At 40.5% G+C, this 12,911-nt stretch carries 14 protein-coding genes and 1 pseudogene; 2 read left to right on the top strand and 13 right to left on the bottom strand.

Going from position 1 to position 12,911, the window contains the following annotated elements:
• The 7 genes from LJE11_RS17485 to LJE11_RS17460 form a co-directional block, all read right to left on the bottom strand.
• Window positions 1–1,321: IS66 family transposase (locus LJE11_RS17485; RefSeq protein ID WP_227296328.1), on the bottom strand; the 1,321-nt coding region annotated here is incomplete at its 3' end.
• Window positions 1,322–1,438: 117 nt separating this feature from the next.
• Entirely contained in the window at window positions 1,439–1,567 is a 129-nt protein-coding gene (locus tag LJE11_RS19865; protein ID WP_020994050.1) for a hypothetical protein, read from the bottom strand.
• A 28-nt stretch (window positions 1,568–1,595) separates the two neighbouring features.
• Window positions 1,596–1,760, bottom strand: coding sequence for a hypothetical protein (locus LJE11_RS17480; protein WP_008703957.1), 165 nt, complete (start codon window positions 1,758–1,760; stop codon window positions 1,596–1,598).
• Complete coding sequence (locus LJE11_RS17475) at window positions 1,750–2,124, bottom strand: class I SAM-dependent methyltransferase (RefSeq protein ID WP_008703958.1); 375 nt, start codon at window positions 2,122–2,124, stop codon at window positions 1,750–1,752. The genes LJE11_RS17480 and LJE11_RS17475 overlap by 11 nt, the downstream gene beginning before the upstream one ends.
• A 126-nt stretch (window positions 2,125–2,250) precedes the next feature.
• Complete coding sequence (locus tag LJE11_RS17470; protein ID WP_020994051.1) at window positions 2,251–3,285, bottom strand: alcohol dehydrogenase; 1,035 nt, start codon at window positions 3,283–3,285, stop codon at window positions 2,251–2,253.
• 24 nt (window positions 3,286–3,309) lie between these two features.
• Window positions 3,310–3,714 (bottom strand): ATP-binding cassette domain-containing protein, encoded by a 405-nt coding sequence (locus tag LJE11_RS17465; RefSeq protein WP_008703961.1) that lies wholly within the window; start codon window positions 3,712–3,714, stop codon window positions 3,310–3,312.
• 71 nt (window positions 3,715–3,785) lie between these two features.
• The gene (locus tag LJE11_RS17460) at window positions 3,786–4,466 is read right to left on the bottom strand and encodes an ABC transporter permease (RefSeq protein ID WP_227296330.1); all 681 of its coding nucleotides are present in this window, start codon (window positions 4,464–4,466) and stop codon (window positions 3,786–3,788) included.
• 366 nt (window positions 4,467–4,832) lie between these two features.
• On the opposite strand from LJE11_RS17460, the gene eutJ reads away from it, so the two are divergent.
• Together eutJ and LJE11_RS17450 are read left to right on the top strand one after the other, a co-directional pair.
• On the top strand, window positions 4,833–5,669 hold the full coding sequence (gene eutJ / locus LJE11_RS17455; RefSeq protein ID WP_020994052.1) for an ethanolamine utilization protein EutJ: 837 nt from the start codon (window positions 4,833–4,835) through the stop codon (window positions 5,667–5,669).
• Window positions 5,670–5,711: 42 nt separating this feature from the next.
• Window positions 5,712–6,200, top strand: coding sequence for an ureidoglycolate lyase (locus tag LJE11_RS17450; protein WP_008703967.1), 489 nt, complete (start codon window positions 5,712–5,714; stop codon window positions 6,198–6,200).
• 70 nt (window positions 6,201–6,270) lie between these two features.
• Here the strand turns inward: LJE11_RS17450 and LJE11_RS17445 are convergent, their stop codons facing one another.
• The 6 genes and pseudogenes from LJE11_RS17445 to LJE11_RS20575 all read right to left on the bottom strand — a co-directional run.
• On the bottom strand, window positions 6,271–6,774 hold the full coding sequence (locus tag LJE11_RS17445; protein WP_008703968.1) for a gamma carbonic anhydrase family protein: 504 nt from the start codon (window positions 6,772–6,774) through the stop codon (window positions 6,271–6,273).
• A 146-nt stretch (window positions 6,775–6,920) separates the two neighbouring features.
• Window positions 6,921–7,208: a BMC domain-containing protein gene (locus LJE11_RS17440; RefSeq protein ID WP_008703969.1), complete on the bottom strand. Its 288-nt coding sequence runs from the start codon at window positions 7,206–7,208 to the stop codon at window positions 6,921–6,923.
• A gap of 24 nt (window positions 7,209–7,232) precedes the next feature.
• A complete protein-coding gene (locus LJE11_RS17435; RefSeq protein ID WP_008703970.1) occupies window positions 7,233–7,532 on the bottom strand; it encodes a BMC domain-containing protein in 300 nt (99 codons plus the stop codon).
• A gap of 386 nt (window positions 7,533–7,918) precedes the next feature.
• Complete coding sequence (locus tag LJE11_RS17430) at window positions 7,919–9,424, bottom strand: hypothetical protein (protein ID WP_020994053.1); 1,506 nt, start codon at window positions 9,422–9,424, stop codon at window positions 7,919–7,921.
• A 161-nt stretch (window positions 9,425–9,585) separates the two neighbouring features.
• Entirely contained in the window at window positions 9,586–12,207 is a 2,622-nt protein-coding gene (locus LJE11_RS17425; protein WP_025580796.1) for a cation-translocating P-type ATPase, read from the bottom strand.
• A 421-nt stretch (window positions 12,208–12,628) separates the two neighbouring features.
• Window positions 12,629–12,785, bottom strand: a pseudogene (locus LJE11_RS20575) (MATE family efflux transporter); the annotation flags it as partial.
• Window positions 12,786–12,911: the final 126 nt, after the last annotated feature.

Here is a 12,911-nt window from a genome sequence, read left to right as displayed (position 1 = left end):
TTCTGAATGTCACGGCCTGCGCCTGTTTCCGCTTATAATTCCTTAGAAGCCTTTCTGCTTCATTATTAGTGGCAGGTACCCGGAGATCATGCAGGAACAGCAGATGGTTCTGCATATATTTCTCTATTCTCAGAAATAAATTATACCCGTCTCTATAGTAATCGTTTGCCGGAACATTTTCATATTCCTTCCGGGCGGTCTCCAGTATCTTACGGTATCTTTCTTCGAATTCAGAGACCTTACAGGGATCCAGTTCCTCAGACGGCTGTAATCCATTCCGGAAATGGATCATTTCCTGTACCAGTGAATGCATATCTTTATTCCAGGTACGGTCCGGCTCATTATCCATGCTACCTTTCAGATAGCGCAGCACATGGGCAAGGCATTCCTGATGATCCGTTCCATAATTATAAAAGGTCCGGTCATGATCGTGTACAAGAATCCCCTGGTAATCTTCAGTGACCGTGTCCTTTACCCCTTCATGCCCTTTTTTCTCACGGGCAAAATACAGGGCTTTTCCGTCCGGCGTTGCGCAGACATATATCTGGCAGCCCTTTCCGTTTTCCCTGCCATTTGTACAGTCTGTATGCATGACAGGGGAAAGCAGCATATCTGCATAAGCAGCCCTGCGCTCAGCTTCCGTTTTTAAGGCAAACTCCCTGCTGAGTCTGCTCACCATTCCTTTTGAGATATTCAGTTTTCCACCGGTCAGGCCTGACAGAAACTGTCTGCTCTTATCGATCGATGTACAGCAGTCATTGTTAAGAAGAAACAGAAATGCCCGGATGCTGCCGTCATAATTCACATCATCAATGACTCCGGCCGGAAATGGAGCATGAACGCGTTCTCCCGTCTGACTGCTATAATAAACATCTGCATGATATTCTGTTACATCCAGGAGCATGCGGATGCCTACCCGTTGTTTTATGATCGTTTTTGATGTCTTTTTAAAAGAATTGTCTTCCAGGACTATTTCCGGAGGCGGGAGAAGGATTGCCGGCCGGGTCGGCTCCTGTTTTTTGCGGCAGTGTCCCTTATGGCCTGGCTGGCCTCCGGGTTTCCTTCCGGTCTTTTCCCTGCTGTTCGTGATCTTTTTCTTCCGGAGTGTTTTGGAAGAAGGGATAGAAGAATTTTCATAATCACGGTTTATCTGTGCACGGAGTTTCAGATTTTTTCCCTGTTCTTCTTCCAGCCTGACTGCTGTTTCATAAAACTGGTGCTGGAGTTCTTTTACCTTATCCAGTGCATCATCCCTCTGTTTTTCTGCTTTCAGGGCGCGCTTTTCCATCTCCTGGAGCTCCTGTTTCGTTTTCTTCTGCATTTTTTCAAACTCCAGAAGCATATCTTCCAGTACCTGGAACCAGTAATTACGGACACGTATCGTTTCCTTATGGGCATCCGCCGCTTCTTTCTGCAGTTCCAGGATCCTGGATCCATATTACCTGCATTCCTTCTGATGAAGCTCTTTCAGCCGGACATATCTTTCTCCGGATTCCAGTTCTTTATTTCTGGTCTGTGCAGCTTTCAGGCGGCACAGGAGTGTAATACGGTCATAAGCATCAGGCATACTTTTTCCCCCGGCATAGTTTTATCTGTCAGACGCCGCTGATAATATCTGTGATCTTTGAAATATGGTCTTCCAGAAATTCGATCATTTCTTTCTGCTTCTGGATAAACTCTTCCTGGATCTCAATCTGCTTGAGATAACCGTCAAGAAGTTCATCACGTTTTCTAAGTTCTTCTCTTAAATCAATGTTCATAAGCCGTCCTCTCTTTCCTGACAAAAGTATAGCAGAAACACAGGAAAAAAGCGAACTGCCGGAAACTTATCATATGTTCTCCGCCTTCTAAGAACGTGGCAGTTTTATACTCACTGAGTTTTGCTGTTTCATTTGCAAATTGAATACCCACTTTTGAGGCATCAATCCCCAGAACCTTATGTGTAGAAATATCTCCGGTTCCGCATCCAAAATCCAGGACATTTGTTGTTTTTTCCGCAAATAGTTTTAAAGCTTCATCAAACATGGTTTCCACTTTCAAATCTAACTTTCTTAAATCTACAGGTGTACATTCTTTAAAAACCTGATTCCACATTTCTATTTCCTGTTCATATGCTTTATTCAAGACTTCGTCATCTCCTCATTACTTAATTCCTTTTTTCAAAAAAGAAACTGCTCCAGATATTTTTTTCACAGACCTGCTCATTTCATCTACAGCAATCCTGCTAGTACATCGTTTTCGAAACACGCTCTAACACTCTACCGCTACTTTGATCACACCATCTCTCTTATTTTCAAAAAGTTCATATGCTTCTTCGATTCTGCTAAGCGGATAGGTATGTGTGATAAGTGGTTCTGTATTAATCTTACCTTCTGCGATCAGTTTCAGGGTTTCCTCACAATCACATCCATCCACTCCACCTGTTTTGAATGTGAGATTTTTTCCATACATATCCGGAAGTGGCAGTACCTGAGCCTTATCATAAAGTGCAACCACTGTCACAGTTGCATTTGGTCTTGCACATTCCCATGCCAGACGAAATGTAGATTCCGCTCCCGCAACCTCAAGAACTACATCAGCTCCACCGTGATCACTATGGTCCTGGACAAAATCAAAGCATTCCTCCGGCGAGACAGTAAGAACCTCCGGATAATGTTCATTAATAAAATGAATTCTGTTTTCATCTTTTTCACACATAATAATACACTTTGGATTTTTCAGCATAACACTTAGCAAAGTGCAAATCCCTGTAGGACCAGCTCCAATAATCAGCACAATATCCTCCTCTGTGATCTCAGAAATACGTGCAGCCCAATAGCCAGTGGCAAGAACATCTCCTACCAGCAAAGCCTGTCTGTCAGTAACTCCTTCCGGAATTTTGTTCAGTCCCTGGTCAGCAAACGGAACTCTTACATATTCTGCCTGACCACCATCTATACGACAGCCAAGAGCCCATCCGCCATTCTCATCTGTACAGTTATTTACATAACCTTTTTTACAGAAAAAACATTCACCACAAAAGGTTTCTACATTTACAGTCACACGATCCCCTGGTTTTACATGAGTTACAGCACTTCCAACTGATTCAACAATACCTACCATCTCATGTCCCACAGTTATACCAGGAACTGCACGGGGAACACTTCCGTGTTTAATGTGCAGATCACTTGAGCAGATACTTGCAAGCGTTACCTTTACAACTGCATCTCGTTCATGCGTAAGTACTGGTTTTGGTTTTTCCATTAATTCAAATTTTCCCTTTGAAACATATGTATAAGTCTGCATTATTTTATCCCATCACTTTCCGGATTATTTTATCAGATGATCCTTCATAAATTTTAATGTTTTGTCTGCCTTTAGCCAAACTGCTTCCTGTTCTTCATGGGTAACAAAGATCAATGTCTTTCCCTCGGTCTTTTTTAAAATATAATCAATTGTTTCTGTGCATACCAGTCTTATATTGGAAGCAGCACTCAGATTTTCGCACAGGCGATCTTCCTGAAATACTGCACTGATCTTCCTGTCACTTATCACTTCTATTTTTCCCTTATCCGGAATATCCAGCCCCAGAAGAAGCCGTATCAGTGTAGTTTTTCCACATCCGGATCTTCCTCTTATACAAGTGGTTTTCCCTTCTGGAAAAACGCAACACAAATCTCTCAGTATCTGCTGCTCTCCGTATGCTTTACTGACATGATCTACCTTTATATCCATATCTTTTCTCCACCTGTAACAAACCTCACAAATAACGCATTTAAGAAAATTACCATAAATCAAAATCTCCGTTATTTATGTTCTATCATATAAACTACTCTGCTTACAATTCCAAGAAAACACTTTTCAAATACAAAACTTATCACAATAATCACAATCGTCCATGCAAAAAGATCAGGAGTATTCAGATATATTTTTGCATTATACAGTTTCTCACCAATAGAACCTGAGGGTACTCCGATAACCTCTGCTGCCACTCCTGCTTTCCAGCACATCCCAAGTGAAAGCCTGCATGCAGAGAGAAAATAAGGTAGTACCTGCGATACATAAATATATCTGATCTTTCTTCCGGGATTCACCTGAAATACTTTTGCCATTTCCAGTATCTTACTGTCAGTCTGCCGTATTCCCTCAAGGATATTCGTATATATCACAGGCAGAACCATAAGAAAAGAAATAAAAACTGACAGATTTCTGGACGGTATCCATATCAGGCACAAAATGATAAAAGACGCCACAGGTGTAGATTTGACCACCGCAATTACAGGTACTATCAGGATTTCCACTGTTTTTGACCAATATGCCAACACTACCAGAAAGATTCCCAAAAACATAGCCAAAAGAAATCCTGTCACAATACGCACAAAACTAAATCCAACAGACTGCCAGAAATTCCCGGTAAAACTCAGTTCAAAAAGCTTTCGGACAACAGAAACAGGAGATGCTAGAAGAATCTCCTGTCCCAGATACATACTTGCAAACTGCCAGATTGTAATCCAGAAAAACACTGCCACTATGCGGATTCCTGTATAGCATCCTTTCTTTATTTAAGAATTCAAGAAGTATTTAAGTTCATTAAATATTTTATCACACAATGAAAAAATATTTAATGAAAACTTTGATATTTACCAATAATTTTTCTATTCTTTTCATAACCTGACGGCATATTTTGTTGCTTTTCCATACTGATTATTCTATAATATATAATATCTGTTTGCAATTTTTTGTTGTTTTTTCTGAAACAGCAAAAATCGAAAAACATGTTGCTGAGAACGGAATGAGCAGTAACAATGTCAAACGATCTCATCTATAAAATAAAATATCAGGAGTATACAGATATGGAATTGAAAAACAGAACTTTATCAAATTTCGCCGATCTTGTTCAAACCGGTGAATGCAAAAAATTCAAAGGCCGCCTGAAGGTAGGTGTGGATTTGGGTACAGCTAATACAGTTCTGGCAGTTGTAGACACTACCAACCGTCCGATTGCTGGCATATCCGCTCCCTCCCAGGCTATCAGAGACGGCGTGATCGTCAATTATTATGAATCTGTTCAGCTTGTTACACGGCTGAAGGCTGAACTTGAAGAAAAACTGAAAACTGAACTTCCTTACGCTGCAGCTGCAATCCCACCCGGAGTTTCCGAAGGAAGTTCAAAAAGTATTCAATATGTGCTGGAGGGTGCAGGTTTTGAGGTTTCCAATATCGTAGACGAACCCACCGCTGCAGCTGCTGTACTTAAGATTTCAGACGGCGCTGTAGTGGATGTAGGTGGAGGCACTACAGGAATCAGTATTCTCAAAAACGGCAAAGTAATCTACACAGACGATGAAGCTACCGGCGGCAGTCACATGACCATGACTGTAGCAGGGCACTATAACATCCCATACGAAGAAGCTGAAATTTTAAAAACAGATCGTTCAAAAGAAGCTGAAATTTTCCCTGTAATCAAAGCAACGGTAGAAAAAATGGCCACGATCACTCAGAAATTTCTCACAGGCTACCAGGTACCCGCTGTATATGTTGTAGGCGGTTCCGCAAGTTTTGAAGATTTCACAGGCGTATTTGAAAAAAAGCTTGGGCTACCTGTTTATCGTCCGGTACATCCTCTGCTGGTAACCCCACTGGGTATCGCTTATCACTGTGATCTTCCACCAGTCACACACAAAAAATAATCAAAACTTTTCATAAAATACTATATAAGGGGGTATTATACCATGAGAGAACTAAAAGCAACAAAAATCAATGCTGCAGATTTTGCACCATTTGGTACATTTTTCAGCATGACAGAGCCAGAAGGCTATCCATTACATGGTGAAATACATAAATTTTATCCAGACCGTATTTCCGGTACCTGTATGGGATCCATTGGTTTTTCACCTATTGCAGTACATAAAGATGAACGCATCGTTAAAGCTGCTGAATATCACACAACTACCTGGGAAGGAATTGTTGCACTGGATGATGACATGATCATACATGTAGCACCGGCTTCTGCAGGCGCACCTGTTCCGGAACTTACCAGAGCATTCATAGTTCCAAAAGGAACTATGGTGAAGATCAATACTGCTATCTGGCATTTATGTCCTCTTCCTTTAAACAATGAAGTACTCCATGCCATGATCATTCTTCCGGAATGCACTTATGCAAATGACTGCACAGTAGTAGATTTTGAAGAAAAAGACTGGTTTAAGATTACTGTCTGATATACATAAATATCCCCGGAACTCCACTGTTTTTACATAAAGTTCCTGGGATATTTTTATTGTCTGATTTTTACAATACACCCTGCTTCTGCATTTCGGCAGACACAGAAACATACTCTTTACTGTTTTCAAGATTTCCCAGCTTTTCTTCCCATGTAAGGTTTCGTTTAATCTTTGCAGGACTTCCCATCACCAGAGAACCGTCCGGTATCACTGTATTCTTTGTCACAAGACTTCCTGCTCCTATGATACAATCCTTACCTATTCTGGCACCATCAAGAACAACCGCTCCCATTCCGATCAATGTACGGTCACCGATCATACATCCATGAAGCACTGCATTATGTCCAACTGTCACATTATTCCCAATATGTACCGGCATATTACGGCTTACATGAATCGTACAGTTTTCCTGAACATTAGATTCCTCACCAATCACGATCGGAGCATCATCGCCACGTATCACAGCATAATGAAGAACACAACTGTCACGCCCGATAGTTACATCTCCAATAACCACTGACTGCCTTGCAATTTTTGCATCTTCTGATATTTTTACACTCTTATAATCCATCTTCCGAAATACCTGCCTTCTTGATTTAATACTACCTTCACATCATTTTCAATACCCTGACACTTCTTTACTGCAGAATCTTTATACATATTCCAAAAAGACTTTCTGCATTTCATTTACTGATTTACAGAAAGTCCTCTTAGCTATTATTTATGGTGTTTTTCTTCCTCTTCTTTCACCAGTCTTGATGTTTCTTCAGACGGTGCTGAGATTACAGCTGCTGCTATAATTTCACAGGGCGGGTTTCCCTTTACAGCATCTACTGCTGCCTTTACTGCTGCTATATCGCCACTTAAGAATATAGTTGCGTGACCTCCGCACTTGGTATGCCAGGTACGGAATTCCACATCTGATGTTTTCAGCATCTGGTCAAGGACAACTACTGCATTACAGCTTCCCACAACCTCTACTAATCCTAATGCTCCATATGACATCTTCTCATTTCCTCCTGACATGTTCTATTTGTTAATGGTCATCTTAAGTGCCACTTCAGTATCTGCGGAAGGTGATGCGATCACTGTGTGAGAAACAATCTTGCCAAGGGGTTTGGCTGTCTCTAAGGCCACTTCCATTGCTGCATTCACATCAGAAACACTGCCGCGTATTTTTACACATGCTCCGCTTTTCAGTCGGTTTCGTTCGACGCTTTGAATCGTTACGTTTGCAGCCTTGGATGCTGCATCGAGAGCGACAAAGCAAGCTACCAGGTTATCCAGTTCAAATGCCCCAACTGCCATGCCATCATAGTTTTTTGCCATTTTATCCTCCTTACGAGACGGGAAAATGGTTCTCCCGACTGCTGTCTTTTATACTAGTATACCTTGTTTTCATTATAATCACAAGCTATTTTCTACTGAAATCTCACAAAAATTCACATAATGCCACGCAATACCACATCATCTTCAAGAGTTTATCTGTTGGATTGTTTATTTTTCACTATTTTCATAAATCTTCTCTCTTACAACCATTCACAGGCTTCTATGCAGAACATATACTAATATGGAGAACAACAATCTGCTGTTGTCAGGTTTTAATCGTCATGCATCAAATGACCCGGAATTATCCGGTACCTCCTGCTGTAACATTTGATGCTGTAGGGTCAGACGGATATTTGCAATTGAAGCAGAGGACTTACTTGATTCAGTTAAATTTTTTCTAAATCTGCAATATTTTCAGGATATTCCATATCTGAATATAATTTCAGCTGTAACTGTAATATTCTGTTATATTCATCACAGCCCGGTTCTAAAACTCTTCTTTGTTCATACAGTTTATGATCTTCCTCACTCATTTTCACATCAAAGCTTTCCTGAGTATGGAACTGGATTTCAATACGATAGTTGCGTGAGTTTTTAAACTTTGCATTTACGCCATTATACGGAAAGCTGTCATTGACCCAATAATTTTTCAATGAATATATCTTCCAGTTTTTCTCATACAGAGCATCTGTCACAGATCGTATCTGTTCAACATATTCTTTCGGTTCCAGTATCACTGTATAACGAATAACATCCGCTATTGAATCAAAAAAAGACTTCTCTACTCTCTGATAAAGCTTATTATATAAGGACTTCGGTGATTTTACTCTATACTCTAATCCCGCAAGTACTGCTTTATTTATTTTTGCAAAGTCCATAAGAAATTTGGTGATCTCAAACTCTGTAGACAGATAATCCGCATAAAATACTCTTTCTTCAAAAGAAAGTTTATGAAAAAATTCAATATCCTCTTCTGTCCATGATTCTTCAATTTCTTTATTAAGATAGATCTTCTCTGAATTTTCAGCAGACAGAACACACTTGAGCTCTATCGAATCAATGCAAAAAAGACTGGTATTGTCACCCGACTCATGAGTAAGACTTCTGAGAATCTTATTAAAATTATTGATAATTATATTGACTTTTCTTTCAATCAGTGCATATGCTGAATCCGATCCACCTGCTTCTATCACAAGTTTACCATCTTTAACAGAAATGCTTCTTACGACATTTCTTTCAACAAATCCAACAATCTCTTCAGAATTATATTTATCAAAATCCTCATAATCCAGATCAGGATTTATATTTTTCAATTCTGCAAGCTGATTTCCAACCACAAGAACTGCTGCCAGATCCTTCAATCTGACAGTATTTTTATTGTCTAATACCAAAATTTCTTCCAGCTGATTTATATCATCGCTGTTTCCGCCAATAAAATACAGCATACTGGTTATGGCATATTTATGTTTCTCTGACGGAAATTCAAATATATCTCCATATTCTTCTATCAGACACGCACTGAACAAAACATGATATTTGCTCATGATCTGCAGGAATGTAAGCGATTGAGTCTGCTTTTGAATTCCCAGTCTGTTTATATATCTGTTCATGATTTCCTGATTTAAACCAAATCCGGTATGCGCAAACAGGGCTGCCAGCAAAAGACAGTAACACTCATCTTCATTCAAGCCTTCCAGTTTCTTTCTGTCCATTATTAAATCGCAAAATTCTGCAATATCTATAAAATGCATAATAGAATAATCAGAAATATTGGGATATATCTTTTTATATTTTTCCAGCATTCTCTGGACAACTGTACAGTTGTCCCTGTAATTCTCATATAATTTTTTTGATTTTTTAAGTAAATTTTCCGAACACTTGTTAACTATCATTTGAATGATCCTTCCTCAATTTGCACTGCTTATTTCTACTATTATACTCAAAAACAGCAGCCTTGTATATAGCTGCTGTTTCCAAAACTTCAGTAAAATTACATTTTCGCCCTTACCATAAAAAGCCAAAAGCTTCCGATGCATACCTGAGGAAAGACTCACTATCTTTCCCCTCTTTTTCTTAATTTCATGCGTATCCATTTAAGCATCTGAATAATCGGAAGGCTGGCAAACGCATACAGATATACGCATCCAAGCTGCATCAGGTTCAACGTCTCCACTTTAAACAGAAAATGAAGTCCAGGAACCGTCAGTACTGCTGTAATAAGTACTGACCCAAGTGCAAATGCTCCCTGAAGCCATTTATTATTAAAGAAACGTTTTGTAAAGATAACCGGATGATCCGATTTGCAGTTAAATCCATGAAACAAACGTGCCAGGCAAAGTGTTCCGAAAGCGTAGGTACTTCCCAGCAATGCACCATTCTGGTAATATCCTGTCAAAAATCCAATCATTGTCATCACACCGATCACAAAACCTTCCAGCCCGATCTTACCAAGAAAATCTTTTGTCAGTATTGACTCGTCTGCAGATCTTGGTTTCTCATTCATCACCTCACTGCTATGAGGCTCCACACCCAGTGCGATTGCCGGAAGGCTGTCTGTCAAAAGATTGATAAACAGCAGATGCACCGGTGCAAAGGGAACCGGAAGTCCTGCAAGCGATGCACAAAGAACTGCCAGAATCGCGCCAAAGTTTCCTGACAAAAGAAACTGGATCGCATACTTGATATTCTGATATAAATTTCGCCCATTTTCCACTGCTTTTACAATTGTTGCAAAATTATCATCTGTAAGTACCATTGCTGCGGCATCCTTTGCAACCTCGGTTCCAGTCACTCCCATTGCGACACCAATGTCTGCCTGCTTCAATGCCGGAGCATCATTCACACCGTCTCCGGTCATTGCCACGATCATCCCTTTCTCCTGCCATGCACGGACGATACGGATCTTGTGCTCAGGTGACACTCTTGCATACACAGAAATATTCGGAACAAATTCCCTCAGCTGCTCATCACTCATATTTTCAATATCAGCACCCTCGCATGCCTCCGACAGATCATGTAAGATTCCAATTCTCTTTGCAATTGCCGCTGCTGTGATCTTATGATCTCCCGTTATCATGACCGGTCTGATTCCCGCTTTTATACATTCTGCAACTGCAGCCTTTGATTCTTCCCTGGGCGGATCCATCATAGCAATCAGGCCAAGAAATACCAGATGTTTCTCATCTTCCATCGTCAATATATGATTCTCCGGAATTTCACGATAAGTAAACGCCAGTACCCGTAACCCTTCCATCGAAAAATCCTGATTCTGCATCTGGATCTTTTCTTTATCTGCTTCTGTAATTTCCCGGACTCCATCCTTTGTCCAAATCCTCTCTGTCAGTTCCAGAAGCCTGTCAACAGCACCTTTTACAATCATCCTGTTCTCGCCATCGATTCTGTGAAGTGTTGACATCATCTTACGGTCACTATCAAAAGGAAGCTCTCCTTCTCTTGGATAAAGATTTCTTACATCGGCAGCCTCTATTCCGCATCTGCTGCCCAGATTGATCAATGCCGTTTCCGTCGGATCTCCGATCTCCACTCCATTTTCATTTGTTGAATCATTACATAAAATACTGTAATCCAAAAGACATCTCTGTGCCGGATCTGCTGCATCAATTGCAGCTGCTGAAATCCTTTTTCCATCAATATAATAATCTTCTACTGTCATTTTGTTCTGTGTGAGCGTTCCTGTCTTATCCGAACAGATAACAGATACACTCCCAAGGCCTTCCACAGCCTGAAGCTTACGAATGATTGCGTGCTCCTTTGCCATCTTCTGTGTTCCAAAAGAAAGAACGATTGTCACAATAGAGCTTAACGCTTCCGGGATTGCTGCAACTGCAAGCGCTACTGCAAACATAAATGCACTGCTGATCTTCTCACCACGAAATACATTGATTGCAAACAGAATTCCGCAAAATATCAGTATCAGAATCGAAAGCTTTTTCCCAAAATCATCCAGATTTGCCTGAAGTGGCGTTTGTTTTTCAGAAGTCGATTTCAGAAGTCCCGCAATCTTTCCAACCTCTGTCTGCATACCTACATCTGTTACAACTGCTTTGCCACGCCCATATGTAACAAAGCTTCCGGAAAACAGCATATTTGTCCGATCGCCAAGTGGTGCTTCTGCCAAAATAGTGTCCATGCTCTTTTCAACCGCAAGACTTTCACCGGTAAGAGCACTTTCATCCACCTTAAGACTTGCATTTTCAATCAGTCTTCCATCTGCCGGAATCATATCACCTGCTTCAAGCAGAATCACATCCCCCACAACCAGTTCTCTTGCAGGGAGCTGGACAGCCACACCATCACGCAATACTTTTGCTTCCGGTCCGGAAAGCTTCTTTAAACTCTGCAAAGACTGCTCAGCCTTTACTGTCTGTACGGTTCCCAAAATCGCATTAATCGTAATAACGATCACGATAACCGCTGCGCTTTCCACATCTCCAAGCATACCGGATATCACTGCCGATGCAATTAATATCAGCACCAGAAAATCCTTATACTGTTCAAAGAAAATCTGTAAAATACTTTTTTTCTTTCCTTCTGCAAGCTCATTCCATCCACAGTTCTCTCTGGATCTTTCAACCTGTTCACTGGTAAGCCCTGATTCCCTGCTTTCCACGTGATCCAGAACTTCTTCTACTGTTTGTTGATAGATTTCCTTCATTACCTTTGCCTCCTTTTTTGCAAATATTCACCAACTGTAATTTTTTATGCAATGAAGGATTTTTAATAAAATGATATAAAAAAGAAACCCTTATTGCATAACAAAAAATGCAATAAAAGTCTCACCATTTCCTTGCAGCGCCGGATGTCTCCACCGTACTGACGACACTGCAAACGCAGATTTTCAAACGTAGGTTACTCCCCTTTATTGAATCTAATACTATAACAAAATCAATACCTCTGTCAAGATATTTTGTAAATCATCGGGCAAAAAGTTACTGTTTACTCCATTCTCAGCAACACGCTTCGCGATGCAGGAAATATGAACCTCCTTGTGCAAAGCCCAAGGAGTATCGTTTGCTTCGCAAACTTAATTTATGCTAGCCGCATAAATTCGCGCGGTATGTCTCGGGTTTTCTGTGAGCAGCCAACGCATTACTTCCAAGAAAATTGCCTACGATCAGGGAATCTGCTGTATTATACAACTGCTGAAACAGATTTCCGAGAAACAGTGGAATGGCAAAAAAAGATAATCTTTCCAGAGATACTTCCCTCTGTCATTCTTGAATCCTTTTTCATAATTTTTGATACCTTCCCGTTTTTTCTTTATTTTATCACAAAAAAGCCAACTATCTTACTCCTTTTCCCCCTCATTCGCTTCCTCTATTGTCACACTCTCCTGTACCTGCATATCCGTATACTGAA

Source organism: Blautia sp. DFI.1.216 (genome assembly GCF_020594215.1).
In the GTDB taxonomy this organism is placed as follows: domain Bacteria; phylum Bacillota; class Clostridia; order Lachnospirales; family Lachnospiraceae; genus Blautia_A; species Blautia_A wexlerae.
This window is presented reverse-complemented; position numbering and strand designations above follow the sequence as displayed.